Source organism: Povalibacter uvarum, assembly GCF_014202975.1.
In the GTDB taxonomy this organism is placed as follows: Bacteria; Pseudomonadota; Gammaproteobacteria; order Steroidobacterales; family Steroidobacteraceae; genus Steroidobacter; species Steroidobacter uvarum.
This window is the reverse complement of the sequence record NZ_JACHHZ010000003.1, coordinates 855,485-880,850: the sequence shown is the minus strand read 5'-3', so window position 1 is coordinate 880,850 and position 25,366 is coordinate 855,485. Positions and strand designations below refer to the sequence as shown.

Here is a 25,366-nt window from a genome sequence, read left to right as displayed (position 1 = left end):
TCAGGCCGCATCCGAAGAACTTGCTAAAGTTCTCAGAATTGCGGCCGCTACAGGGTTCGTGGAGTGACAGGAGCGTTGGACGTGAGCATCAAGATCAGTGACTACCAGAATCGCCCCGTGCAGACCGGCACCGAGAAGTCGGTGTCCCGCACTGGCGATGCGTCGTCGGCCCCGGCCGAGTCGGTACAGGTGGGTTCGGGCAGCCCGGTGAAGATCACCGGCCAGGCCCGCCAGCTGGCCTCGCTCGAACAGGCTGTGCAGAGCCTGCCGGTCGTGAACGAAGGGCGCGTGGCGGAAATCCGCCTGGCGCTGGAAGAAGGACGCTATCAGGTCAATCCGGAACGGATTGCCGAGAAGCTGCTGCGGACGGAGCAGGAGCTGAGCGCGAAGTGATTCGCCGTTGACGGATGACCGTCGACGCCGCGAGCCCACTCCACGCTCACGCCGCGCCGTCGATAGTCAACGTCAACTCGAGGAGACTCGATTCGTGGATCCGCGTATCTGTCGCGAGCACCTGGAACGCTTGCTGGTCGAAGAAGCCGCCACTCTCACACGGCTCGAAGACCTGTTGGAAAAAGAACATGAGTTCCTGACGGCGAATGACGTCGAAGAGCTCGAGAAGGCCGGCGAAGCACGCCAGAGCTGCATTTCCGCCCTGATTGCCATCGAAGACGAGCGGCGCTCGCTGTGCCGCATGATGAACGTCTCCCCCGACGTTACCGGCCTCGAAAAGCTGCTGCAGTGGTGCGATCCGTCGCGGCAACTTGCTGCGTCCCGCATAGCCTGCTCCCAGCGGGCAACGAAGTGCCGCAGCCTCAATGACCGCAACGGAGCCCTCGTCACTGCGCGACTGAAGCGCGTCGAAGGAATGCTCGGTGTGATCACCGGCCGCGCGAACCAGGTGAAGGTCTACGGCAGCAACGGCGCTTACGAGTCACCGGGACGCAGCGATCGCGTCCTTGCGCGAGTCTGATCAGCCGTTCATTCGCGTCAGATCGACGGCTCGTTCCGGCGGTGGTTGCTCGCCGCCGGTACCGACGACGTCCCCCAATCGCTGCAGGATACTCGCGGTCTGCGAGTGGCCGGTCTCGCGAAGCATTCGTGACACCGCGAGATTCAACAGAGCATTTGCAATGTATTCGCGCTGACTGGGCGGGATGTCGTGAAGCGTGCATTGGATGCGCTGCATGACGAGCTGCAGTTGCGCTACTTCGACCGAGCAGTCGTCATCGATCATGACTCGCGTCAGGCAACGCGGAGAAATCGCTGCGGGCATCGGCTCTCCTCTCTAGGGATGGCTGCCTTGCGTGCCGGCGTGGCGCGCATCGGCGAAGAACAACACCACAAGCGGGACGGCGAGCGTGGACATCCAGGCAAGCCCGCCCTGAAGCAATCCCAGCACTTCCAGCCAGCCTCGAAGCGCGACAATCGAGGCGAGGACTGCCGTCGTGCATGCGGGGAATCGAACCAGAGGACGACGCCACCAGCGTTGCGTAGGCAAACTGGAATAGGCCATCGCGATCGCAAGTGCGCTGGCGATGAAAACGACGATCAGAGTGAGAACAGACATGGGCCGCTACCTCGAGCGATCGCATCGCGGATGCGATGCGGATGGGTAGCTGGCTTCGCGGCTGCGGCGCCGAAACGGGCAGCGCGGTGGCGGGCTCTACGAAAGAAAACCTACTTGGTCAGGATGAGCTTGTTGCTGTGCGTGAGCCGCAGGCGGTAGTAACAACCGCCGTGCTCGATGAGGATCTCACGCGATCTCCCGAACAGCGTGTTGGACTGAATACAAGGCACCGCCGGCCCGCGAGCAAGCTCAGGAGCCGGCGATGAAATATCCGCATTGCGGATAGGGGGTCTGGCTGTGAGTATGTCCATGGATGCAAATGATAATGCTTCTCAATAACAATGCAAGGGGAAAGCTGGGAAGCGGTGAGCTGCGAGCCAGACAGGTGAGCTATGCCCCGTCACTCCCGCGAACGCGGGAGTCCGTCCTACTTATATATGTGTGGCACCGTCGGCCAGCGATCCGTGCCGCGCCCTACTTCACTTTCACGCCCATCTCGCCCAGCGCCTCGCGAATGATCTTCTCGTTGGCTTCAGGCTCTGACTTTCCCTGCGCCTCGATTTCATCCGCACGCGCGAACAGCGGCTTGAAGAGACCGAGCTTGTCGACCGGTCCTTTCAGCGTCGCACTCCCCTGCGATGCGAATACCTGCGACCAGCTGTCGCGAACCTGGTCCCAAGAGTTTCGTTCGCTCGAAGTAACGATCGGCGGCCGCAAAGTCCGCGTCTCGGATGCGCTCGTATCGAGCGACACCATATTCGCGAGCGACGTACGGCTTTGCTGCATCGATCGAGCGTTCGCTCGTGAGCACCGTCTTGAGATTGTTCTCTTCCTGCACCCAACCCGTCGGCGCGATCGTGTGACGGTTCGTACCGACGAGAACCTGGTAATCGTCGCGAACGCTCCATTCGCGCCGGGGCAGCGGCCGCCACGTTTCACCGCTGACCCAGGTCGAGAAACTCGCGGAATGCTGCCAGCGTCCTGCGCTTGCGTAGCGCGGCGACTCGTCGACCTGCTAGACCGTCTGCGTCCAGGCGTTGCGCTTTTCTTCCGCCGTGAGGGTGCGTCGATCCCATCGGTCGCGGCCCTTGTGCTCGACGATGAACTCCGGCTCGTAACGCCAGTCCTGACGCCAGTGCTTCGTCACCATCGGCTCGCTGATCGTGCCGTCCTTCTGCACGATGCGCATTTCCAGAATGTGGACGAGGCTGACGAACTTGCCGTCATCCGCATCGACATAGATCTTCTCGGTACCCCACGATTGATACGGCGCGTTCGGTTTCTCCTGCTTCGCGTACGGCACGACTTCAAGGAAGTCGAAGGTCACGCGATACGTGCCTGCCATCGAGAGAATCGCGCGACGATCGCGCTCGAACGCTGCAATATCCGCCGCTTGCAGCGCCTTCCATTCCTTCGAAGGCTCCGCATCCAGCGTGATCGGCGCGCCCTTCGTCGTCCCACCTCGCGGTTGCAGCGTCGCGCCATCGAGCGGCCACGAGAAGGTGTAGCGCGGTGCTGCTCCTGTCGTCTTGCCGCCGTAAGAGTCATCCGCCGCAAAGCTTGGAGAAGCAATGACGCAAAGCAGTGCGCCGATGCGAAGCAGTGAATTCATTGCAGTAACCTCAGTTCCTCAAAACCGCACAGTGGCCGTCGCACTCGCATTCACGCCAGGCTGAGTATAGCGATCGATCACGGGATCAGCCGCCGGGCGACCGCGGACGTCGGCCCATTCCCAATACTTCTCATCGGTCAGATTGAAGATGCCGACATTCACAGTCACGCGCTCGCCGAAGTTGAGATGCGTGAGCAGATCCAGCGTGAAGTAGCCCGGCGGCGCGAACTGCGGACCGGCGGAGTCATCGATGCGCTCCTTGCGCTCGACGGCCGTCCCGATCAACTCGACTCGCCACACCCGGCTCGGGGAATCATAGGCAATTCCGAGCACCCCTTTGAGCGGATCGATCGAGTTCAGCGGTTCGTCAGTGACGCGATTGTCACCTCGCGCGTAAGCAACGCTCGATTTCAGTGTCCAGCCCTGCAGGCTCGCGGACATCGCCGAGAGGTCCACACCGGCTCGCAACTCAGCACCGTGGATTCTCGCTTCGGCCACGTTGCGCGACTGGAACACCTGCAACCCGTTCACGATGCCGACGAAGCCCAGCGACTCGATGAGATCCTCGTATTCGTTGTAGAACGCCGCGACCGAGAAAAAGCTGTTGCCGTCCGCGCCGCGCAGACCGATCTCGTAGCCGTCGCTGGTCTCAGGCTTCAGATCCGGATTGGCGATCGCCGTGTACCCAAACGCCAGGTTCGTGAAGCCAATGTTCACGTCGTTGTAGGGCGGCGCACGAAAGCCGTGTGCGTACTGTGCATACGCGGACAAGACATCGGTGAATGACCACACGACGCCAAGCTTCGGCGAGACGCTGGTGTCTTCGAGATCGGTCACCGCGACGCCCGGATTGTCCGCGGTGAAGACATCGTCCGGCCGCGGATCGAGCTTGTAGTAATCCACGCGAACACCGGGCGTTACGATCCACGAGCCGTCACCGAAAGCAATCTCGTCCTGGAAGTAGGCGGCGAGCTGATCGGTTTGCGTCGTCGGAAAGTCGCGCACCGGGAATACGTCAGGAAGAATCGCGGAAGTCCGCGCTCCGGTCGCGAGGTTGGTCTGGACGCCGTTGCGCATCTGTTGCGTATCGGTGGTCACCGCATCCAGACCGTACGTAAACCGATGTTCGCTGCTGCCGATGCTCAGGTCCTTCCGCAACAGCAACTCAGCACCCCACAGCGACTGCTCGAAATCGAACTCGCGATCGCGCTGGACGGTTGCCCCCGGCCCCGCCAGAACGCTGTGTCGCCGCTCCGCAGTGCGCTGCTCCACGTTCGTTTCCTGCCAGTACACCTGCCATTCGACCGAATCGGATACGGCGGTAGTCGCGAAGAACTCGTGACCGAGACTGATGCGATTGCGCTCCTGCGAATCGTCGCCGAGCAGACTCAAAGTGTTCACGGCTGTCGCGCCCGTGCCCGACACACCGACGCCCGAAAGCACGTCGGTCTCGACATCGCTGCGATCCGCGTCGACCGTGAGTCGCACGATGTTGTCTTCATTGGGTGTCCAGCTCAGCTTCGCGAGCAGACTGTCGGAATCGTAGTCCTGGGGATTCGGCGCTGTGCGCGTACGGTCGTTGCTCTCGACGTCGCCGTGATTCTCGCGTTCATGGCCCGTGCGACGAGTCAGGTTGACCAGCCCGCTCAGCGTGTCGTTGCCCAGCGCCAATGTGCCACCAAGCACGACACCGTCGTCATCGCTCTGGTAGCCGGATTTCACTGAAAAATAGCTGCTGCGACCGGGCTCGATGTAGTCGACGGGATCTTTCATCACGAAGCTCACGACACCGCCGATCGCATCGGAGCCGTACAGCGCGGAGGCAGCGCCGCGAATGATTTCCATGGACTTCACCGCATCGAGATCGACGAGATTCCGGCGCGCATCCGAGAAGCTGCCGATCGCGAACGCATCGGACATCCGCACGTCATCGATGCGAATGAGCACGCGGTTGCCATCGATGCCGCGAATGTTGAATCCGGCGAGCCCGAATCGGGTGGGTGCGTTGCCAACCGAAATGCCCGGCTCGTAACGCACCAGGTCCTTGATGTCGGAGGCGAGCTCCGCTTCGATCTCGGCAGCATCCTTCACGGTCACCGTGCTCGCGATGCCATCGAGCTCGCGCGGACCGCGCGTTGCAGTAACCGAGATCTTCTTGAGCTCCTGCTCGATCCTGGCCGGGGAATCGGCCTGATCGTTGTTCGCCGCGGCGGCGACAGAGGCACAGAACAGGGAATACGCGATGACACATCGCAGCTGGGTTCGCACGGTCCACTCCTGAATCACGCAAGATTGCGCAGGGTGGCTGGCGATCTGCCGTCAGCGATCGCTTCGGCAGGGCGGCGGGCTGGCCCACGATGAAAAGATGCGAATCATTATCATTTGGAGCGATACCTGCTGGCAAGGCCCTGCACGTATAGTGCTGCCGGCCTCCCCTGGCCCGAGGATTCAGACGTGTCGACCCAATCCGCCGAACCTTCCAGCGCCGATGTCTTCGCCGCGGCCAGACGCCTCGCCGGTCATGCGGTCACGACACCCTTGCTGCAGAACCGGATCCTCAATGAGCGCATCGGTGCAAACGTCGTCATCAAAGCGGAATGCCTGCAGATCGGCGGCGCGTTCAAGTTTCGTGGCGCTTACAACCGCCTGTCGCAGATCCCGCCGGAGGAAAGACAGCGTGGCGCAGTCGCATGGTCTTCGGGCAATCATGCTCAAGGCGTAGCTGCAGCGGCGCAGCGACTCGGCATGCACGCGGCCATCGTGATGCCGTCCGATGCTCCCGCCATCAAGCTCGAGCACACGCGTCGACTGGGCGCAGAGATCGTGCTTTACGATCGCCATACACAAGACCGAGAAAAGATCGGACGCGAACTCGCGCGCGAACGTGGCGCGACGCTCGTCCCACCGTACGATGATCCGGATGTCATCGCGGGCCAGGGAACAGCTGCATTGGAAATGGCAGCGCAAACACGATCACTGCTCAATCGCGATCTCGATGCCCTGCTCGTTCCGTGCGGCGGCGGCGGTCTCACGTCCGGCAGCGCGCTCGCAATGTCAGCAGTGAGTCCGGGCACTAAGGTGTATTCCGTCGAACCCGCGCGGTTCGACGACACTGCACGGTCATTGAAATCCGGCCAGCGAGAGCGTGTCGATCCCAGCGCACGCACAATCTGCGACGCCCTGATGCCTTCGACGCCGGGTGAGATCACATGGCCCATTCTGCGCGAGCGGCTCGCCGGAGGTTTGAGTGTCAGCGACGACGACGCGCTCGATGCAATCGCCTTCGCATGGCGCGAGCTGAAGCTCGTCGTCGAGCCGGGCGGTGTCGTCGCGCTCGCCTCGCTTCTCTACGGCAACAACGACTATCGCGGCCAGACGGTCGGCATCGTACTGAGCGGAGGCAATGTCGATCCCGCGCTCTATCGCGATGCGCTGAGCCGCCCTCCTCGCTGATTCCTAGTGAATCGACGGCTCGCTGCCCGGTGCATGAAATGCCGCGCAGTTGGCTGCTTCGTGCACGACGCAGCGCAATGTCCAGCCGACTGAACCGAGGATCGCGGCAACGTGCATCGCCCGATGCAGAACGCTGCGAATACCCGCAGGCGGCAGCACCTCTGCGAGATAACTGACTGCCAGCGCCACATCGCGAAACTGCAGCGCCGCCACGGCTTGAACCAATCGCCACTCATCCTTGCCTATGCAGGGACAGCACGTGCAATGAACATCGGGCACATGCTGCTCCTCGTACCACAACGTGGCGATCGTCTCGGTCATCTCAGTGAAGTGCGGCAACGCATCGCTCACGCAGGCAGCGCGAAAGCCGCTGATCAGTGCGCTGCGCGCCTTCTCGCTGGAGATTTGCGGCGAGAGCCCCAGCCGCAGACTCCAGATGACGAAACGTTCCGCCGAAGACAGTGCATGGATATCGAAAGTGTTCATTGGAGGTCGCCGTGAAATGCACAGGGAGGATTCCGTGCTGGCGACCAGGTCCGCGATGGCGAACCGGCAAGGCTGGCAGCTCGCCGCGATTTCGCAGCGAGCGGCCCGATAATAATCCGCGGACGCGTCTTTGCAAGCCGTCGATCGGCTTGCGTCGCGATCAGATGATCAGAATCGCAGTGCCCGCAAGCGCGATTGCTGTGCCGGCCAATCCATTCACGACGCGGCTGTGCTGGAGATCATTACGCGCGATCCATGCGCCTGCAACGATTCCGACCGCGTGCAGCGCGACGGTTGCCCCGACGAATCCGATGGCATACGCGAGCATGTTCGCTGAAGGGCCTTCAGTTGCATGTGCATAGCCGTGAAAGACAGCGAACACACCGATGAGCGCTGCACCGGCAACAACGGGCATCCTCACGCCTGCCGCCACTAGCACACCAAGAACGATCACCGATACGGCGATGGCCGGCTCGATTGCAGGTAGCGCAATGCCACCCAGAGCAAACAAAGCGCCAACTACCATCGCAACCGGAAACACGATCGGCAGTATCCGCACAGCGCGTCGCCCCAGGTGTACAGCCCAGAGGCCGACTGCAATCATCGCAAGCAGATGATCAAGACCGGTGAGCGGATGGAGGAATCCGTCGATCGCGTTCTGCGCACCGTGACCTTCCGGATGCGCCAATGCCAGCGCCGGCAACAACACGCTGATGCCTGCACCGAAGCCAGCCGCACGACGCACCCACGCTGAACTCATGACTTGTCCTGTTGTTGAAGCGAACGAAGGAACTCGATCCGACGATAAACGAGCGCGCCGACCTCCACAAACCGTCATTCGACGTAGACGGCATGCCCGAACAAAACGGTTGACGCCGGCGGGCCAGCCACAATATCTTGTGTTCGCCAGCGGTGCCCACCCCAACGGGATGGGCCTAAGAGGGAATCCGGTGCGCCCCATCGAGAATCACACATCGAGAGGCAATTCCGGAGCTGCCCCGCAGCGGTAATCGGGAACGAAAAGCGTCGTGACACTGTGGCGATCGGCCGTGGGAAGTGACGTCGAGTAGATCCGGTCTCGCAAGAGATCCCGCCCGAAAGCCCGAAGACCTGCCGCGGACATCGCGCGTCATGCACTCGCGATGAAAGGCTGTCGGGCTCTCGTGGGCGGAGCTGGCGGAATGACCTTGCGCGGCAACTTGCCGGCACGTGTCTTCCTCCTTCCCTCTTTCCTTCGTGGCCCGTTTCCGCTCGCGGGAGCGGCAGGCCACGACGGATGATCTGCGGTCTGCACAAGGCCCGCATCGATCCATTGCGTCTGGTCTGTCGTTTCCCGGGCATCGCGCTTCCGGGAGCCAGACATGCACCAAGCCACACAAGCAGCGACGCCTGCGAATCATCCCGCCCAGTCCGGGTTCAAACTCACATCGCCTCCCGCGGCGCGTACGCAAATGCGCGTCACCAAGCGCAGCGGCGCAAGAGAAGTCGTCGACGTAAACAAGATCGTTCGCGCCGTCACACGCTGTTGCGACAGCCTCGGCACGGTAGATCCGATGCGGGTCGCGTTGAAGACGATCGCGGGCCTGTACGACGGCGCGACGACGCGAGAGCTCGACGAACTGTCGATTCGCACCGCTGCATCGTTCATGGTCGAGGAACCGGAATACTCGAAGCTGGCCGCCCGCCTGCTGTCCGGATTCATCGACAAGGAAGTCCAGGGACTCGGCGTCTACTCGTTCTCCCAGTCGATCCGGCTTGGCTTCGACGTAGGCCTCATCAATGAACGTGTGCTCGGCTTCGTCGAAGCCAATGCCCGCAAGCTCAACGACTCCATGGACGCATCGCGCACTTACGGGCTGGAATACTTCGGCCTGCGCACGCTCTACGATCGCTATCTGCTCAAGCATCCCACCCGCCGTCTCGTCATCGAAACGCCGCAGCAGTTCTGGATGCGCATCGCCGCTTCGCTGAGCGCCACGGTCCAGGAAACGCTCGATCTCTACCAGCTGTTCTCGAACCTCGACTACATCGCGAGCTCGCCCACGCTGTTCAACGCCGGGACGCGGCACGAGCAGCTGTCGAGCTGCTTCCTGCTCGACTCGCCGCAGGATTCGCTCGAGTCCATCTATGACCGCTACAAGGACATCGCCCTGCTGTCAAAATTCTCCGGCGGCATCGGCGTGGCCTGGCATCGCGTGCGCTCTGAAGGTTCGCTGATCCGTGCGACGAACGGCCTCTCGAATGGCGTCGTTCCGTGGCTGAAGACGCTCGACTCTTCTGTCGCCGCAGTGAACCAGGGCGGCAAGCGCAAGGGTGCGGCCTGCGTCTACCTCGAACCCTGGCACGCCGACATCGAGGCATTCCTCGAACTGCGCGACAACACGGGCGATGAAGGCCGCCGCACACATCACATCAATGTCGCGAACTGGATTCCCGATCTGTTCATGCGTCGCGTCGAAGCCGACGACCCATGGTCGCTGTTCGATCCCAAGGATGTGCCTGAGCTGCCCGACCTATTCGGCCAGTCGTTCGACGATGCCTATGTTCAGGCCGAAGCACGCGGCGTCGCGAGGAAAACGCTCCGTGCTCGTGATCTGTACGCACGCATGATGCGCGTACTCGCCCAGACAGGGAACGGCTGGATGACCTTCAAGGACAAGTCGAATCTGGCGTGCAACCAGACAGCGAGGCCCGGCAACACGGTGCACCTCTCGAACCTCTGCACCGAGATTCTCGAAGTCACCAGCAACGACGAAACCGCCGTCTGCAATCTCGGCTCCATCAATCTTGCGCGTCACATCGGCCCGGAGGGCTTCGACTTCGAGAAACTCGGGCACACCGTCCAGGTCGCTGTCCGCCAGCTCGATCGCGTCATCGATCTGAACTTCTACCCGATCGGCAGCACACGCGCCTCCAACATGCGGTGGCGCCCGGTGGGACTCGGCCTCATGGGGTTGCAGGATGTGTTCTTCCTGCTACGGCTGCCTTTCGACAGCGACGCTGCGCGCAAGCTCTCGACGCAGATCTCCGAGACCATATATTTTCACGCGTTGCGCACATCGATGGAGCTGGCACGCGAATCCGGCGCACACGATGCGTTTCCCGAAACCCGCGCCGCACAGGGCGAACTGCAGTTCGAAGCCTGGGGAGTTACGCCAACCGATACCGCGCGCTGGGACGAGCTGCGCGCCGAGATCCGCACGCACGGCCTGCGCAACAGCCTGCTGATCGCGATTGCGCCAACCGCGACGATCGCGTCCATCGCCGGCTGCTACGAGTGCATCGAGCCGCAGGTGTCAAACCTGTTCAAGCGCGAAACGCTTTCGGGCGACTTCCTGCAGGTGAACCGCTACCTGGTTGAAGAGCTGCGCCAGCTCGGCCTGTGGACCGAGGAAATGCGCAACGCGATCAAGCTCGCTGACGGCTCGATCCAGAACCTGCGGGAACTCCCCGAGGAACTGCGTGCGATCTATCGCACTGCGTGGGAGCTGCCCATGCGCTCGCTCATCGATCTCGCCGCGGATCGCGGCGCGTTCATCGACCAGAGCCAGTCGCTGAACCTGTTCATGGCGAATCCCAACATCGGCCAGCTCTCGAGCATGTACATGTATGCATGGAAGCGCGGACTGAAGACCACGTACTACCTGCGCTCCCGGCCTGCCACACACATCGCGAAGACGACAGTACGCGCGGACGCAGCGAAGACCAGCGACACGGATGCGGTCGTGTGTTCGCTGGAGAACCCGGAGATGTGCGAGGCGTGCCAGTAGAGCGGACCGTCTCCTTTCCGGGCCAGCCGGCTAGCCAGATCGAAGAAACAGACATACCTACAGAGATTATCCCCATGCCCGCCTCGCTTTCACTGTTGAATCCCGGCTTCGACCTCACGCTGCGGCCGATGCGGTATCCGCGGTTCTATGAGATGTATCGGGCAGCGATCAAGAATACGTGGACGGTCGAGGAGATCGATTTTCAGATCGACCTCGGTCACTTGCGACAGCGCATGACCGCGGCGGATCGTCATCTCATCGAGCGCCTGGTGGCATTCTTCGCGACGGGCGACTCGATCGTCTCCAACAATCTCGTGATCAGCCTTTACAGGCACATCAACGCACCGGAGGCGCGGATGTACCTGTCGCGACAGCTGTTCGAGGAGGCGCTGCACATCCAGTTCTATCTCACGCTGCTCGACAACTACGTTCCGGATCCTGATCGCAGGGCGCAGGCATTCGCCGCGATCGAGAGTATTCCCTCGATCCGTCGCAAGGCGGAGTTCTGCCAGCGATGGACGGACGCGGTGTTCAGCCTGGAAAGCACAACGAACGATGCCGACAAGCGTCGCTTCCTGCTGAACCTCACGTGCTTCGCGAGCTGCATCGAAGGCTTGTTCTTTTTCGGTGCCTTTGCCTACGTCTACTTCCTGCGCTCACGCGGACTCCTACCGGGCCTCGCTGCAGGCACAAACTGGGTCTTTCGCGACGAAAGCGCACACATGGCATTCGCGTTCGAAGTCATCAACACCGTACGCCGCGAATCGCCTCAGCTGTTCGACAACGAATGGGCTTCGCAGGTGTACGCGATGATCGATGAAGCCGTGGAGTGCGAAGCCGTGTTCGCGGACGACGTCCTGTCGGGTGGCGTGATTGGATTGACGCGCGCAGAGATGCGGCAGTACCTGGAGTACGTAGCCGACCAACGCCTGGCCATGCTGGGGCTACAGCCGCGCTACCACGCCCGCAATCCCCTGCCCTTCATGGAACTGCAGGACGTGCAGGAGCTCACGAACTTCTTCGAGCGCCGCGTCTCGGCGTATCAGGTGGCAGTCCAGGGCGAAGTCGCGTTCGACCAGGCGTTCTGAGACGGCAGGTCGTCATTCCCGCGCAAGCGGGAATCCGTCCGAACGAAAGATGGATTCCCGCGTACGCGGGAATGACGACCGCGCTTCGCTATCTCATCTCCCAGATCCGCTGCGTATCCAACGGCGCCGTGTAGAGCGCTTTCGCCGTCATGCCGCTTCTTGCAACGCCGTGTACCTCGAACAGCGATTCGAACGCAGTCGCATCGCCTGCCTGCTTGTCGATTTCAGCCAACGCAGCGGGTGATGCGACCGCCTCGGCCATGTGCATCACACCTGTATCGCGGGTGCCCGCGATGATGACGACGCGATTCTTGCCCGGTCCGGGGAACGTCGATACGAAACCGTAGTCGACGTAGCGGCTTTCGCTGGGATCGCCGGCGGTACTGACATAGGTCCGATTGCTCTTGCGATCGATCAACTCGTCGAATGTGCCGCCCAGCGACAGGCGCGACGCAGCGAGCGCGGGGTCGCCGAGGATCCCCAGGCCACTGAAGAAGCCGATGTAGACGAGGTGACTGTTCGTCAGCATGCTGCCATTCAGCTCGGACATCAGCAGCACTCGCACCCGCTTCTTCGCATCCAGTACCGGAATGATGTCCTGCAGCGCGAATGCGGTGGACGTCGGCAGGTAGGTCAGGTTCAGATTCCGATATCGCTCCATCAGCCGCGGACTCGCCTCGACCTGGTGGACGAAATCGTCGGCCGAGTTGACGAAGAACTCGCGCACCAATCGCTGGATGCGGCCGGAGTCGTCCGTCTCGCCCAGCAGGTAATAGTCGCCGACGACGATCGTGATCGGCAGGTCGTCCGCCAGCAATGGCGCCCACAATCGACTCGCGCGGACCGCATCCAGCCTCACATCGCCGCCATCGTGTCTCATTAACAGAAACGTAACGAGAGCACCGATCGCAATCGAGGCCATCACCAGCGCAACGCGACCGATCCATGCGCGCTGCTTCGGTATGCGCGATTCGGGAATTTCCTGAGCGACACTCGGCGCTGGCGCTGCGCCGAGTTCGATCGTCAGCCGGTACTCGCCCTTCGGGATGGTGAGCCGAGCCGCTGCTGGCGCCGGCTGCGCCGCATAGTAGTCATCGAGTCGACGGCGCAGCTTGTGAACGTAGACACGAACGACCGAATCCTGTGCGACATCGAAGCGGCTGTCCTTGCCGAAGACCTTGAAGGCAATCTCGAGCTCTTTCGGTGCCTCGCCCGCCAGCGAGCGTTCGAGCAGGTAGTCGAACAGCCGCGACAGCGCGCCGGGCTTGCCCAACGCGCCGCTCGCGCGAAACAGGTCGGCCTGTTGCTGAAGTGGGCTGGAATCGGGCACGGAAAACGGAGACCTTTCTGCGATCCGGGCCCGCATCCTAGCAGCGGCGACGGCGGTTAACGTTAAATAACGTCAGAGCAAACAGTAAATTACTGGCACGCCGAAGCCCCACTGAGCACTCTCGCCGCACTCCTCGGGACGACCGTCCACGAGGACCGACGTCTGAATGCGGTCACAAACCGCAAAGTTGTGTCAGGAGAGCTTACGTGGTTCGAGAAGTATCCCGCCCCGCCCGTGCATTGCTCGGTGCTGCCATCGCCCTGTCCACTGTCGCCGCGAAGGCGCAAACGCTGGAAGAGGTGCTCGTCACCGCCCGCAGCATCGAAGACACACTGCCCGTCGAACTGAAGCGGTACGGCCACGATGTCGAGACAGTGACGGCGGACCGGATTGCCGCCGCGGGCTATGTCGACGTCAGCTCGGCACTGCAGTTCGAAGTCCCCGGCCTCTTCGTCTCGCCAGGCAGCGGCCCCTTTGACTACGTCGATGTCTCCCTGCAGGGTTCCCGCACTGGTGACGTCCTCTGGCTGGTGGACGGCGTGCGAATCAACAACCGCATCTTCAACGACACCAGCCCCGACACCCTGCCGGCCAACATGGTCGAGCGTGTCGAAGTGCTCAAGGGCGCGGAGAGCCTCTTCTACGGCACGCAGGGTGTCGCCGGCGCGATCAACATGGTCACCCGGACATTCAGCGACGAGCCAGGCGGCAACATCTCGCTTTCCGCTGACACCAACGACGGCTACCACCTCAGCACTTACGGCCGTGGCACGATCGGCGCACACAAGTTCGTGGCCTACGCCTCGAAGGACGAGGGCGATGGTTATCGTCAGTTCGATATGTACCAGCCGAGCGCGACCGACCGGGACCGCAGCTACGACGTCACCAATTTCGGGGTGAAGTACGGATACGACTTCGGCGATCGCGCCCGTCTCGACTTGCTGTGGCATCACACCGACGCCGTGCTCGACAACAACTCCGCTGCCCGCACGAAGCGCAGCTACAACAATCGCGACGAGGATATCGCCAACGCGAAATTCAGCTTCCGCGCCAGCGACAATCTCGAACTGCTGGTGAAGGCGTACCTGCACGATTGGGACACGACGTACGCGAATATCCAGAATCGCCCGGTGACGATGGAGGAAGTGGTGGTCTACCCGCCTGGCACCTACTGGGGCTTCCAGGACTACGGCGGCACGCTGCTCGCGAAGATCACGCCGGCCGGCGCGCTCGAATACCACGTCGGTTACGACTACCAGAACTATGAGGCCCGCGACGATGTGTTTCCGATCGCCGGCGAAACGGAAACCGTGAATGCGTTCTTCGGCCACATCCGCACAGCCGAGAATGCTCTCGAGAACCTGAACCTCGCGGGCGGCGTGCGCTACAACCGTGGCACCAGCGGCAAGGACGCAACGGTATGGAATGTCAGCGGTCGCTACGACATGACGGATGCGGTGTATGTGCAGGGCGTTGTCGGGACGGCCTTCCTCCTCCCCAGCGCTGAACAGCTTTATTACGTCGGCTATCCGGACGATGGCGACTACGCAGGCAATCCCGACCTCAAGCCAGAGGAGAGCAAGAACGTGAACCTCTCCATCGGCGGCGACATCCATATCGGCTCACGCCCGCTCGCGTGGCTGCTGACGGGCTTCGCGCGCGACATCGACAATCTGATCGATGTCGGCTACGACGATCCCGCGTATCCGAATGGGCGCTACGAGAATGTCGTCGGTACCGTGGAAGTTCGCGGCGCCGAGGCTTCACTGACGACGCCAATCGGCGAAGCCTTCAAACTGAATGCGAGCTACACCTATACACGCTCGCGCAACGAAGGATCCGATCTGCAACGTCCGCGCACGCCCGAGCGCTTTGCAAAGGCCGGGCTCAACTACGCTCCCGCCCAGGGCCGCTTCGAGGCGGGCGCATCGCTTTACTGGGTCGGCGACGTTTACCAGTCGGTCGGCGCGTTCGGGCGCCGCAACTTCGGCAACTACACGACGCTGAACCTCACGGCCCGCGTCTATCTCGATCGCGATCGTCATCACCGGATCGGCGCGGGCGTCCAGAACGTGTTCGATGAGGAATATGCGACGAGACTGGCGCAGGTGCAGGCGGACAACGGCACCGGGCCCGTACTCGTGCAGCGCCTGGGCGTACCGCAAACATTCAATCTGAACTACACGTATCAGTTCTGAGGCAGGTGTCAGGGCCTGACGCGCAACGCCGAGTACCCCCGGACGTTGCGTTGCGGGCCACATGCAACTACACCTACCTCTCTTTCTTCCACCGGATCGACGACATTCATGACGGGATCGCAGAGCCTGGGGTCGATTGCGTTGCGCTGGCTGGTCATTGGCCATCGCTGGCTCGGCATCATCACCTGCATCCTCTTCGTCGTCTGGTTCGCATCCGGCCTGGTGATGATGTACGTGGGCTATCCGTCACTGACGACGGCGGAACGCATGTCCCGCTCACGAGCCATCGAATGGAATCGGGTCAGGATTGAACCCGAGCGGGTCTTGCAGGGCCTCTCGCTCGCCGAGTTCCCCCGCAGTTTCCGGTTGGTCATGATGAACGGCGAACCGGTCTACCAGGTCGTGGCAAACGGATGGCCGACTCGCGCCGTCTCTGCCGTCGACGGTCGCATCATCGAGCACATCACGCCGTCGCAGGCGCTGTCGATCGCACGACTGAGCGCACCCGATGCGCAGCCAGCCGTTGCCACGACGATCGAACTCGATCAATGGTCGGTCGCGGGCACTTACAACCCTCACCGTCCGCTGCATCTCGTGCCGTTGAACGATGCTCCCGGCACCGAGGTGTACATATCGTCGGTCACCGGCGAGATCGTGCTCGACAGCACTCGACGCGAACGCGCATGGAACTGGGTCGGCGCAGTCCTGCACTGGTTCTACTTCCGTGATCTGCGTGTGAATGGCCCGATGTGGAGCCAGGTCGTCATGTGGACGTCGGGCATCGGCATCTTCGGTGCGATCACCGGCCTCTGGCTCGGCATCGATCGTCTGCGACTTCGTCGCGGCAACCCGAACAGCTCTGTCACGCCATTCCGCGGCTGGATGGCATGGCATCACATCGCCGGCGTCATCGGCGGCGTATTCGTTCTCACATGGATCTTCAGCGGCTGGCTGTCGATGGGCCCGCCCGTTCCCTGGGAAAAACCATTCGATCCGCGACGGATCACGGCAGGCACCGCGGCGTTCGCGGGAAACACAGAAGCAGATTTCCCGATGGACGCGGCGACCTTCCATCGACTGACCGATCGCAACGCCCGCGAAGCCGCATTCGTCTGGATACTTGGGCGCCCGACGATCGTCCTGATGAACGAGCGCAGTGAGACGCAACTCATCGATGCAGCGGCCGGCAACACGACGCAGTTGCGGGAAGCTGATTTGGTGGCAGCGGCCCCCAAGCTGCTCGCCGATGCGAAGCTCGTCGAGAGCGAGACCCTCGACCACGAAGATGCGTATTGGTACTCGCGGCGCGGCGAACGGAGTGTGCCGGTGCTCCGATTCAAGTTCGACGATGCCGATCACACCTGGGTTCATGTCGATCCCCGCACGGGAAAGATCGTCGGGTGGATGCGCGACAGCGATCGCATCCACCGCTGGCTCTTCAACGCACTGCACAGCTTCGACTTCCGCTGGTTGCTCAATGCGCGGCCCGCGTGGGATCTGCTCCTGTGGGTGTTATCGCTCGCGGGATTGACGATCTCGGTGAGCGGCGTGGTGATCGGATGGAAGCATCTGAAGAGACGGACGTGATCACGCCGTCCTGTAGTGATCCTGCATCGGATACCGCCGCGCATAGAGCCCGAAGATCCCCGCCACTACCAGCGCAAACATCGCGAAGAAGAACATGAGGAACGCTGCCTCACTCAAGCCCGTGCTCTCGATGTGGGCCGTTACCGTTTCGTTGCGGACGCTGGCATTGGCGAGCAGGACCCAGAGATTGCCGACGGTGTTCGAGAGATACCAGAACGCCATGATCACGCCCTTCATCGACGCGGGCGCCTGGCTGTAGGCGAACTCCAGGCCGGTGGCGGATACGAGTACTTCACCGAACGTCAGCAGCGCGTAAGGCAGCACCTGCCACGCTACCGACACAGGCGTGCCGCCATCGATCTCGAGTTGGATCGCTCCCGCCGCGATCCATGCGAGCCCCGAGAACGCGATGCCGAAGCCCATGCGACGCAGCGGCGTGGGATCGATACCGATGCGGCGAAGCGCGGGATACAGCACGAGATTATTGAACGGAATGAGCAGCATCACGAGAGCGGGATTCAGTGCCTGCATCTGCGCCGAATGAAACCACTCCGGCTTGGTCATCTGGTCGGCCTGCAGGATCCAGGTCGACGCCTTCTGGTCGAACAGCGACCAGAACGGCGTGATGAGCGCGAACACGATCAGAATGCGCAATACCGCGCGAACGCCGTCGACAGCTTCCTGCGGGTGAATGCTCCGGGCGCGATCGAGCTGCATCCACGCGCCTGCTCCGCCGAAAACCAGCAGAAACACCATCGCCATGCAGGCGACGGCAACGAAGCTCAATGTACCGAGGAGACCGAAAGAGGCGATCGCGAGCAAGACTCCTACGATCGCGATCACGAGCCCTTGCCTGCCATCTCCCGGCGAGCGCGACGTGAGCGCGGTGCGCACGACATTCAGGAACGAATCCGGGTGCGGCGGCGCAGGCGGCACCCGCACATATTTCTTGCGGCCCAGCCAGAACACGAACGTCGCAATGAACATGAGAATGCCGGGAATGCCGAACGCCACGCTCGGTCCGTACTTGCGCAGGAAGATCGGCATCAGCAACGACGCGAAGAACGATCCGAAGTTGATCGTCCAGTAGAACGCATCGAAGACCAGCTTCGCCCGTTGCTTGTTGGTCTGGTCGAACTGATCGCCGACGAACGACACGACCAGCGGTTTGATGCCGCCCGAGCCGAACGCGATCAGGAACAGGCCGAAGTAGAAGCCGGTGCGGTTGTCGTCGAACATCGCGAGGCACGCATGCCCCGCGCAATACACCAGCGACATCCAGAGGACGGTGTTGTACTTGCCGAAGAACCGGTCGGCGAGCCAGCCGCCGAGCAGCGGGAAGAAATAGACGCCGATGACGAACGCATGAAAAACATCCTTGGCGATCCCGGCCCGCTCCGCTTCAGGCGCGTACAGCAACAGCGCCGTGACCAGAAACGGCGTCAGGATGTTGCGCATCCCGTAGAAGCTGAATCGTTCGCAGGCCTCGTTCGCGATGATGTAAGGGATCTGTCGCGGCATCTGTCCCGTCGTTGGCGCGGCGGTGTTGTTGTTCATTCTTCGGCAGCTCCGGCGAATCGAAGGAACCAGGATTCAGGGTAACAGGAAAGATTCGTCGTCCCCGCGCCGGCGGGGGTCCACCTTGTTGATGCGCATGGATGCCCGCGTTCGCCGGGGATGACGAGCGCGCTCTCGGATACGTTGCCAATAAGAATCATTCTCACTATGATGCCCTCGACCTCCAAGACCCTGCCGACCTCCAAAAGCGATTCGATGGCCGAAGCGGCGCGCGCACCAACCACAGCACGGGAGCAGAAGAACCGGGCGTTCTGGCTGAAGCACCTTCACCAATGGCATTGGGTGAGTGCCGCGGCGTGCCTGATCGGCATGGTTCTCTTCAGCATCACCGGCTTCACGCTGAATCACGCGAGCGCGATCACATCGAAGCCGGAAGTCACGACGACGCTGTCGGAGCTTCCCCCTGCCCTGCTCGAGTCGATGCAGGAGGAGGCAAGCGAAGGCGACGCGAATCGCCCGCTGCCGGCGGATCTCGTGCGCTGGGTGCGGGAGCAGATGTCGGTACGCCTCGAGAGCGGCAAGCCGGAGTGGTCAGAGGATGAGATCTATGTGTCGCTGCCGCGTCCGGGCGGCGATGCGTGGATGACGATCGATCTCGCGAGCGGCGAAGTCACGCACGAACTGACGGACCGCGGCTGGATTTCGTATTTCAACGATCTTCACAAGGGCCGCAACACCGGCGCCGCGTGGAGTCTGTTCATCGATGTGTTTGCGTTCGCAGCGCTGATCTTTGCGGTCACGGGTCTGTTCCTGCTGAAGATGCATTCGAACCACCGGCCGGCGACCTGGCCGATGGTGACGCTGGGACTGGTGCTGCCGCTGCTGCTTGCGATTCTGTTCATTCACTAAGAGACATCATGAAGAAGCTGTTGCTGGTTTCGATTCTCGGCGCGCTGTCGCTTCCGGCCGCCGCGGCCGAGCTGACCGTCAAAGTCCAGATCCCGACGCTGAACGTCGCCGAGTATCACCGTCCCTACCTCGCGATCTGGATCGAGAACGAAGACCAGAGCATCGCGAAGCATCTCGCGGTCTGGTACCAGACCGACCCGAAAAAGGAAGACGGCACGCAGTGGCTCAAGGACCTGCGTCAATGGTGGCGTCGGGGCGGCCGGGCGGAAGCGATGCCGATCGACGGCGTCACCGGCGCGACCCGGCCGGTCGGTGAACACACGCTCTCGTTCAAGGGCGACAGCAAACAGCTCGCCGGCCTGAAGAACGGCAAGTACAACCTCGTCGTCGAAGCTTCACGCGAAGTCGGCGGCCGCGAACTGCTGCGCGTCCCATTCGAATGGCCGGGCAAGCAGCAGCACGGCACAGCCCAGGGCAAGACGGAGCTGGGCTTGGTTACGCTGGATGTGAAATGAGGCGATGAGCGGCGAGCCAGAAGGCCGTTGGCTCACCGCTCGCCGCTCGCCGCCGGATCCCTGACACGATTCCTCGAATATGCCCGGAGACTCTCGTATGAAACACGCGCTCAAGATCGCCACGATACTCCTCGCAGCCTCGGCCCCCTTCGCCGCCCACGCCCACAAAGCCTGGCTGCTTCCTTCCGCCACCGTGACGACGGTCGATCAGTGGGTCACCGTCGATGCGGCTGTGTCCAACGACCTGTTCTACTTCAATCACGTCCCGCTGCGCATGGAGGGCCTCGTGATCACTGCTCCGGATGGCTCGACGGTGAAGCCCGAGAATCTCGCAACCGGCAAGTACCGCACGACATTCGACCTGCATCTCACGCAGAACGGCACGTATCGGCTCGCGAACGTGAATCGCGGCCTGTTCGCCAATTACGAAGAGAACGGCCAGCGCAAGCGTTGGCGCGGCACGGCTGAGAAGTTCGCGACGGAAGTACCGCAGAACGCCGCCAACCTGCAGGTCTCCGAATCGGCGGGTCGCGTCGAAACCTTCGTGACGGCGGGCAAGCCGACGACGACGGCGCTGAAGGCTGACAACATCGGCCTCGAGCTCGTGCCGATCACGCATCCCAACGATCTCTACGCCACCGAGGAAGCGAAATTCCGCTTCCTGCTCGACGGCAAGCCCGCAGCGGATCTCGAACTGGAAATCGTCGCCGGCGGCACGCGCTATCGCGATCAGCAGAACGAGATCAAAGTGAAGACCGACGGCAACGGCGAGTTCGCCGTCACGTGGCCCGAACCCGGCATGTACTGGCTCGAAGCCACGCTCCAGGACGAGAAGACGTCGGTGAAGCAGGCGAAGCAGCGTCGCGTGAGCTACGTGGCGACGTTCGAAGTACTGCAGCAATAGCAGCGAGCTGTGAGCGATGAGCGGCGCGCTGTTGCCGCTCATCGCCGAAAGACTCATTTCCGACTGTGCTCACGGCAATCGAAGCGATCGGCACGGCACGCCTGACCATCGCGGCGTGCATTCTCGTCGCGTATATCATCTTCACCTTCTGGTGCCTGCGTCCTGCACGACGCGGATCGCGGCCGTCGATCGACGGTGTGCGGGATGCCCGGACCGCCAGCACTTCGACGCTCGTTGCCTACGCGAGCCAGACCGGCTTTGCCGAACAGCTCGCCGGTCAGACCGCGAAATCGCTCGGCACCGCTTCCGTCGCCTCTCTCGCCGATCTGACTGCCGATGATCTGCCGACCGTGTCGCAAGCCCTGTTCGTCGTCAGCACGACCGGTGAAGGCGACGCACCTGACCCGGCAGCACGATTCGTTCGCGATTCGCTGAGCCGCCAGCTCCCGCTATCGAACCTGCGCTACGCCGTGCTCGCATTGGGCGATCGCGAGTACGACAACTTCTGCGCGTTCGGCCATCGCCTCGATGCGTGGCTGCGGCATCAGGGCGCGACGCCCATGTTCGACGTCGTGGAAGTCGACAACGGCGACGAAGGAGCGCTGCGCCACTGGCAACACCAGTTGAGCGTTCTCAGCGGCAAACCCGATCTCGCGGATTGGGAGACGCCGCGCTACGAACGCTGGCGACTGGCTGACCGGAAGCTCATCAATCCCGGCAGCGCAGGCGATCCGTGCTGGCTCGTCACGCTCACCCCCGGCGACAACGTGCAACCGCAATGGCATGCCGGCGATATCGCGGAGATCGATCCTCGCAATTCGACCTGGACCGATGGAGCCGCCCTGCCGCACAGGGAATACTCGATCGCATCGGTGCCCACGGATGGTGCGGTCGAATTGCTCATCCGGCAGATGCAGCGGCCCGATGGTCAACCCGGACTCGGCAGCGGCTGGCTGATTCAACAGGCCGCGATCGGCGACGACATCGCGCTGCGCATTCGACCCAACACCAACTTCCATGCCCCAGCCGATGATCGTCCCTCGATCTTCATCGGCAACGGCACAGGCATCGCGGGCCTGCGATCCCTGCTCAAGGCGCGCGTCGCGGCAGGCCATTTCCGGAACTGGCTCATCTTCGGCGAGCGCAATGAGGACCGTGACCGGTTTTTCGGCAACGACCTCGATCTGTGGCAACGCGAAGCCCGGATCGAAATTCTCGACCTCGTCTTCTCGCGCGATCAGCCCGAACGACGTTACGTGCAGCATCAATTGATCGAGCGCGCCCCCTTGGTGCGCGCATGGATTGCTGCAGGCGCGTCCGTTTACGTATGCGGAAGCCTCCAGGGCATGGCCCCCGCCGTCGATGCGGCTCTGCATCAGATCCTTGGCGCGGATCTGGTGGAGCAGTTGACCGTCGAAGGGCGATATCGACGGGATGTGTATTGAAGCAGCCGATCAGCTGGCTACAAAGTTTCAGCCTCCCCTCTCTTTAGTTACCCCTCGCATGGCTCGAAAGAGCGATGTTTTCGTGGACTCGGCCCGCCACACTGCGCCCCACTGATCGGCTGCCCACGCCACTCGTGGCCAGCCGGCATCAATGTCATGCCGCGAGGCCCGATGATCATCGGTGGCTCGCTGGCTAATCTGCAGGTGGGTCTTGTGAGCAATGGGCAAGGCAATGTTGGGAATAGCGGCAAGGTTGATCGTCGGAACGGTCCTTGGGGTGCTTTTCATCGCGGCGGTAGCCTTCGCCCTGGCGGCGGACGCGCTCGACCGCAATGGAAAGGAACGCCGCGATGGAACCGTGAAGACGTCTCCGGAGTCTTTGCAGCGAGCTACCCACCCACTGGTCAGGGCACGTACATGAGCAGCTTGGCTACGACATCGCAGATGTTCCGTCCTTCGAGCTCCATTCCCCTCGCGCTGCCGGAAGCGGCCAAAGCGCTGGAAGAAGCGTGGCAGCGGCGACGCCGCGAGCTCGCCGGGTGGCAGCCTTCCAACGGCTGGCTGATCGAGCCCCCCTCGGAAACGAAGCGAATCGCTGCATCCCGCTGAGCCGCGATCCTCGCTTGAACCCAAGAGCATCGCGTGCCCGTATCGGGTACGCGAGTCCCGGGGCATTCAGGGGAATCCTCAAGCTTCCGGGCGCGTCGGAACGAATCTGCTAACGTCCGCGGACTTCGAATCGCACGTTCAGCGAGGTTGTCCGAATGCGCCTTATCTCTCCCGTCGTCGCGCTCTGCGCCGTTGCGGCGCTCGTTCCCGCTCTCTCGCACGCATCTGCGACCACTCCCGGGGCCACTCGGCAGATCGGCGCGGCGAGCCTCGAAAGCGTCCCGGAAATTCCCGCCGGAACGCGCGCTACGGTCCAGCAATACCAGAACTATCGTGCTGCCCTGTTCCAGGACTGGCTTGCGGACGGATCGCTGCTCGTCGCGACTCGCTTCGGCGCAACCCAGCAGATTCATCGCGTCGCCGCGCCCGGCAGCGACAGAACCCAGATCACGTTCTTCAATGAGCCGGTGGCCGGCGCAACGACCATCCCCGGAACGAACCGTTTCATCCTGAGCCGCGATACGGGCGGCGACGAATGGTTCCAGCTCTATGCAATGGGACTCGCCGGCACGCCGACCTTGCTCACACAGCCAGGCACGCGCAATCAATCACCGGTGGTGAGCAGCGACGGCAAGGTGCTCGTCTGGTCGCAAGCGACCAAAGGCTCCAGCGAATACACGATCTACAGCGCCGATCCTGCGAATCCTGCTTCGGCTCGCGCCATTCATCGCGAGCCGGGGAGCACTGGCCCCACCGATATCTCCGCCGACAAACGCTGGGTGCTGCTCACCCGCGGCCTGTCGAACCGCGAATCGCGAATACTGCTGCTGGATACCCAGTCAGGCACGACGAAGGAACTGACGCCGCCGAAAGGCAAAGCGCTCTACGCCGATTCCCGCTTCACACCGGATGGCCGGAGCATCATCGTCCGCACCGATCGGGACAGCGATGTACTGCGCCTCGCGCGCATCGACATCGCGGATGGACGGATGACCGTGCTGACTCCCGATCTCAAGTGGGATGTCGAGACCTTCAAGCTGTCGCCCGACGGCCGCCTCATCGCCTATGCGATCAATGAAGAAGGCTATTCACGCGTCATCGTCCGCGAAGTTGCGAGCGACCGGACCCTGAACGCACCGGAACTGCCGCGGGGCGTACTGGCCGACATGGGCTTCTCGCCCGATGGCAAACACCTTGCACTGGGCTTCTCGACGTCGAACAGCCCCGGCGATGTCTGGGCCTGGGATCTCGCTGCCGGAAAACTGACCCGGTGGACGACTTCCGAGCTGGGCGAGCTCGATCCCGCGGCGCTCGCCGAACCGCGGCTGGAGAGATTCAAGTCGTTCGACGATCTGACCGTGTCGGCCTTCGTCTATCGGCCCCGGCGGATCGCAGCCGATGCGCGTACGCCGGTCATCATCGACATTCATGGCGGCCCCGAATCGCAGACGCGGCCTTCATGGAATCCCGGAGCCCAGTACTTCGCCGACGTGCTCGGCGCGACGGTCATCCTGCCCAATGTCCGCGGCAGCGCGGGCTACGGCAAGCGCTATCTCAATCTCGATAACGCGGAGAAGCGCGAAGACAGCGTGAAGGATATCGGCGCCCTGCTCGACTGGATCTCGCAGCAGCCGGGGCTCGATAAGGACCGTGTCGCGGTGTACGGCCAGTCCTATGGCGGATACATGTCGCTCGCGGTAATGACGCACTACGCCGATCGCCTGGTCGGCGGCGTCGAGCGCTACGGCATCAGCGACTTCAGCTCCTTCCTGAAGAACACCGAGAGTTATCGCCGCGACAATCGCCGGGCCGAGTACGGCGATGAGCGGGACCCGAAGATGCAGGCAGTCTTCAAGCGCATCTCCCCGCTCGCCAACGTGAAGAAGATCACCAAGCCGATGCTGGTCATGCAGGGCGCCAACGATCCCAGAGTGCCGAAATCCGAATCGGACCAGGTGGTCGCCGGCATCCGGGCCAATGGCGTCGAAGCCTGGTACGTCGTGTTCGCCGATGAGGGGCACGGCTTCATGAAGAAGCCCAACAACGACCTGCGCCGCGAGGTCGAGACGGTGTTTCTCGCAAGGCTCTTCGGCGTCGCATCAGGCAAAGGGGAGTAGCCGATGGCCACCCTGCGCCCCGGCCGCTACCGTCATTTCAAAGGCAACGAGTACGAAGTCCTCGGCGTCGCTCGCGACTCGGAAACCGAGCAGGAAGTCGTGGTGTATCGCGCCCTCTACGGCGAGCGTGGCTTGTGGGTCAGGCCCCTCGCGATGTTCACGGAGATCATCGAGCGCGACGGGCGGAAGGTGCCGCGATTCGCATATCTCGAAGACGCTTCAGGGAATGCCGCAAAGGCGTGAGGTGCTTCACGT

The 25,366-nt window shown here is 62.4% G+C and carries 22 protein-coding genes, 1 pseudogene and 1 riboswitch; of the genes and pseudogenes, 14 read left to right on the top strand and 9 right to left on the bottom strand.

Translation table 11 applies throughout. The features are described 5' to 3' along the window. Positions 1-81: 81 nt before the first annotated feature. Both flgM and HNQ60_RS15210 read left to right on the top strand, forming a co-directional pair. Complete coding sequence (gene flgM / locus HNQ60_RS15215; RefSeq protein WP_184333229.1) at positions 82-393, top strand: flagellar biosynthesis anti-sigma factor FlgM; 312 nt, start codon at positions 82-84, stop codon at positions 391-393. A gap of 94 nt (positions 394-487) precedes the next feature. Beyond that, complete coding sequence (locus HNQ60_RS15210; protein WP_184333227.1) at positions 488-973, top strand: flagella synthesis protein FlgN; 486 nt, start codon at positions 488-490, stop codon at positions 971-973. Here HNQ60_RS15210 and HNQ60_RS15205 read toward each other — a convergent pair whose 3' ends face one another. The 5 genes and pseudogenes from HNQ60_RS15205 to HNQ60_RS15180 form a co-directional block, all read right to left on the bottom strand. After that, positions 974-1,276 (bottom strand): hypothetical protein, encoded by a 303-nt coding sequence (locus HNQ60_RS15205; protein ID WP_184333225.1) that lies wholly within the window; start codon positions 1,274-1,276, stop codon positions 974-976. It abuts the gene before it with no gap. Positions 1,277-1,288: 12 nt separating this feature from the next. Continuing rightward, positions 1,289-1,570: a hypothetical protein gene (locus HNQ60_RS15200; protein ID WP_184333223.1), complete on the bottom strand. Its 282-nt coding sequence runs from the start codon at positions 1,568-1,570 to the stop codon at positions 1,289-1,291. A 110-nt stretch (positions 1,571-1,680) separates the two neighbouring features. Further along, positions 1,681-1,881, bottom strand: a complete 201-nt coding sequence (gene hemP, locus HNQ60_RS15195) for a hemin uptake protein HemP (protein ID WP_184333221.1) — start codon at positions 1,879-1,881, stop codon at positions 1,681-1,683. A gap of 251 nt (positions 1,882-2,132) precedes the next feature. Continuing rightward, positions 2,133-2,915 (bottom strand): annotated as a pseudogene (locus HNQ60_RS28115) (DUF6607 family protein). 285 nt (positions 2,916-3,200) lie between these two features. After that, positions 3,201-5,450: a TonB-dependent hemoglobin/transferrin/lactoferrin family receptor gene (locus HNQ60_RS15180; RefSeq protein WP_221304217.1), complete on the bottom strand. Its 2,250-nt coding sequence runs from the start codon at positions 5,448-5,450 to the stop codon at positions 3,201-3,203. A 186-nt stretch (positions 5,451-5,636) separates the two neighbouring features. On the opposite strand from HNQ60_RS15180, the gene HNQ60_RS15175 reads away from it, so the two are divergent. Then, the gene (locus HNQ60_RS15175; RefSeq protein ID WP_184333214.1) at positions 5,637-6,635 is read left to right on the top strand and encodes a threonine ammonia-lyase; all 999 of its coding nucleotides are present in this window, start codon (positions 5,637-5,639) and stop codon (positions 6,633-6,635) included. A gap of 3 nt (positions 6,636-6,638) precedes the next feature. Here the strand turns inward: HNQ60_RS15175 and HNQ60_RS15170 are convergent, their stop codons facing one another. Beyond that, on the bottom strand, positions 6,639-7,121 hold the full coding sequence (locus HNQ60_RS15170; protein WP_184333212.1) for a hypothetical protein: 483 nt from the start codon (positions 7,119-7,121) through the stop codon (positions 6,639-6,641). Positions 7,122-7,281: 160 nt separating this feature from the next. After that, the gene (locus HNQ60_RS15165) at positions 7,282-7,881 is read right to left on the bottom strand and encodes a HupE/UreJ family protein (RefSeq protein ID WP_184333210.1); all 600 of its coding nucleotides are present in this window, start codon (positions 7,879-7,881) and stop codon (positions 7,282-7,284) included. Between the two features lie 133 nt (positions 7,882-8,014). Then, positions 8,015-8,252, top strand: a riboswitch (cobalamin riboswitch). 230 nt (positions 8,253-8,482) lie between these two features. On the opposite strand from HNQ60_RS15165, the gene HNQ60_RS15160 reads away from it, so the two are divergent. Next, complete coding sequence (locus tag HNQ60_RS15160; RefSeq protein WP_221304216.1) at positions 8,483-10,891, top strand: ribonucleoside-diphosphate reductase subunit alpha; 2,409 nt, start codon at positions 8,483-8,485, stop codon at positions 10,889-10,891. Positions 10,892-10,965: 74 nt separating this feature from the next. Next, the gene (locus HNQ60_RS15155; RefSeq protein WP_184333208.1) at positions 10,966-11,979 is read left to right on the top strand and encodes a ribonucleotide-diphosphate reductase subunit beta; all 1,014 of its coding nucleotides are present in this window, start codon (positions 10,966-10,968) and stop codon (positions 11,977-11,979) included. Between the two features lie 88 nt (positions 11,980-12,067). Here HNQ60_RS15155 and HNQ60_RS15150 read toward each other — a convergent pair whose 3' ends face one another. Continuing rightward, on the bottom strand, positions 12,068-13,309 hold the full coding sequence (locus tag HNQ60_RS15150; protein WP_184333207.1) for a hypothetical protein: 1,242 nt from the start codon (positions 13,307-13,309) through the stop codon (positions 12,068-12,070). A gap of 206 nt (positions 13,310-13,515) precedes the next feature. On the opposite strand from HNQ60_RS15150, the gene HNQ60_RS15145 reads away from it, so the two are divergent. Together HNQ60_RS15145 and HNQ60_RS15140 are read left to right on the top strand one after the other, a co-directional pair. Then, entirely contained in the window at positions 13,516-15,507 is a 1,992-nt protein-coding gene (locus tag HNQ60_RS15145; protein ID WP_184333206.1) for a TonB-dependent receptor plug domain-containing protein, read from the top strand. Between the two features lie 108 nt (positions 15,508-15,615). Beyond that, on the top strand, positions 15,616-17,094 hold the full coding sequence (locus tag HNQ60_RS15140; RefSeq protein WP_184333204.1) for a PepSY-associated TM helix domain-containing protein: 1,479 nt from the start codon (positions 15,616-15,618) through the stop codon (positions 17,092-17,094). Here HNQ60_RS15140 and HNQ60_RS15135 read toward each other — a convergent pair whose 3' ends face one another. Then, positions 17,095-18,651, bottom strand: a complete 1,557-nt coding sequence (locus HNQ60_RS15135) for a POT-type proton-dependent oligopeptide transporter (protein ID WP_184333202.1) — start codon at positions 18,649-18,651, stop codon at positions 17,095-17,097. A 216-nt stretch (positions 18,652-18,867) separates the two neighbouring features. Between HNQ60_RS15135 and HNQ60_RS15130 the strand changes: the two genes are divergently transcribed. From HNQ60_RS15130 to HNQ60_RS15100, 7 genes are all read left to right on the top strand, one after another. Continuing rightward, on the top strand, positions 18,868-19,521 hold the full coding sequence (locus tag HNQ60_RS15130) for a PepSY-associated TM helix domain-containing protein (RefSeq protein ID WP_184333200.1): 654 nt from the start codon (positions 18,868-18,870) through the stop codon (positions 19,519-19,521). Between the two features lie 8 nt (positions 19,522-19,529). Next, on the top strand, positions 19,530-20,036 hold the full coding sequence (locus HNQ60_RS15125) for a DUF2271 domain-containing protein (protein ID WP_184333199.1): 507 nt from the start codon (positions 19,530-19,532) through the stop codon (positions 20,034-20,036). Positions 20,037-20,133: 97 nt separating this feature from the next. Then, positions 20,134-20,940 (top strand): DUF4198 domain-containing protein, encoded by an 807-nt coding sequence (locus HNQ60_RS15120; protein WP_184333197.1) that lies wholly within the window; start codon positions 20,134-20,136, stop codon positions 20,938-20,940. Positions 20,941-21,005: 65 nt separating this feature from the next. Then, the gene (locus tag HNQ60_RS15115) at positions 21,006-22,385 is read left to right on the top strand and encodes a sulfite reductase subunit alpha (protein WP_221304215.1); all 1,380 of its coding nucleotides are present in this window, start codon (positions 21,006-21,008) and stop codon (positions 22,383-22,385) included. A 417-nt stretch (positions 22,386-22,802) separates the two neighbouring features. Next, the gene (locus tag HNQ60_RS15110; protein ID WP_184333195.1) at positions 22,803-22,994 is read left to right on the top strand and encodes a hypothetical protein; all 192 of its coding nucleotides are present in this window, start codon (positions 22,803-22,805) and stop codon (positions 22,992-22,994) included. Positions 22,995-23,149: 155 nt separating this feature from the next. Further along, complete coding sequence (locus HNQ60_RS15105; protein ID WP_184333193.1) at positions 23,150-25,111, top strand: S9 family peptidase; 1,962 nt, start codon at positions 23,150-23,152, stop codon at positions 25,109-25,111. 3 nt (positions 25,112-25,114) lie between these two features. After that, the gene (locus HNQ60_RS15100; protein WP_184333191.1) at positions 25,115-25,354 is read left to right on the top strand and encodes a DUF1653 domain-containing protein; all 240 of its coding nucleotides are present in this window, start codon (positions 25,115-25,117) and stop codon (positions 25,352-25,354) included. Positions 25,355-25,366 lie beyond the last annotated feature (12 nt).

What these genes read in the sequence shown, in the direction of transcription:
- HNQ60_RS15205 (WP_184333225.1), bottom strand. Translation starts at nt 1,276, where the DNA reads ATGCCCGCAGCGATTTCTCCGCGTTGCCTGACGCGAGTCATGATCGAT.
- HNQ60_RS15200 (WP_184333223.1), bottom strand. Translation starts at nt 1,570, where the DNA reads ATGTCTGTTCTCACTCTGATCGTCGTTTTCATCGCCAGCGCACTTGCG.
- hemP (WP_184333221.1), bottom strand. Translation starts at nt 1,881, where the DNA reads ATGGACATACTCACAGCCAGACCCCCTATCCGCAATGCGGATATTTCA.
- HNQ60_RS15170 (WP_184333212.1), bottom strand. Translation starts at nt 7,121, where the DNA reads ATGAACACTTTCGATATCCATGCACTGTCTTCGGCGGAACGTTTCGTC.
- HNQ60_RS15165 (WP_184333210.1), bottom strand. Translation starts at nt 7,881, where the DNA reads ATGAGTTCAGCGTGGGTGCGTCGTGCGGCTGGCTTCGGTGCAGGCATC.
- HNQ60_RS15160 (WP_221304216.1), top strand. Translation starts at nt 8,483, where the DNA reads ATGCACCAAGCCACACAAGCAGCGACGCCTGCGAATCATCCCGCCCAG.
- HNQ60_RS15155 (WP_184333208.1), top strand. Translation starts at nt 10,966, where the DNA reads ATGCCCGCCTCGCTTTCACTGTTGAATCCCGGCTTCGACCTCACGCTG.
- HNQ60_RS15140 (WP_184333204.1), top strand. Translation starts at nt 15,616, where the DNA reads ATGACGGGATCGCAGAGCCTGGGGTCGATTGCGTTGCGCTGGCTGGTC.
- HNQ60_RS15135 (WP_184333202.1), bottom strand. Translation starts at nt 18,651, where the DNA reads ATGAACAACAACACCGCCGCGCCAACGACGGGACAGATGCCGCGACAG.
- HNQ60_RS15130 (WP_184333200.1), top strand. Translation starts at nt 18,868, where the DNA reads ATGGCCGAAGCGGCGCGCGCACCAACCACAGCACGGGAGCAGAAGAAC.
- HNQ60_RS15125 (WP_184333199.1), top strand. Translation starts at nt 19,530, where the DNA reads ATGAAGAAGCTGTTGCTGGTTTCGATTCTCGGCGCGCTGTCGCTTCCG.
- HNQ60_RS15120 (WP_184333197.1), top strand. Translation starts at nt 20,134, where the DNA reads ATGAAACACGCGCTCAAGATCGCCACGATACTCCTCGCAGCCTCGGCC.
- HNQ60_RS15110 (WP_184333195.1), top strand. Translation starts at nt 22,803, where the DNA reads ATGAGCAGCTTGGCTACGACATCGCAGATGTTCCGTCCTTCGAGCTCC.
- HNQ60_RS15105 (WP_184333193.1), top strand. Translation starts at nt 23,150, where the DNA reads ATGCGCCTTATCTCTCCCGTCGTCGCGCTCTGCGCCGTTGCGGCGCTC.
- HNQ60_RS15100 (WP_184333191.1), top strand. Translation starts at nt 25,115, where the DNA reads ATGGCCACCCTGCGCCCCGGCCGCTACCGTCATTTCAAAGGCAACGAG.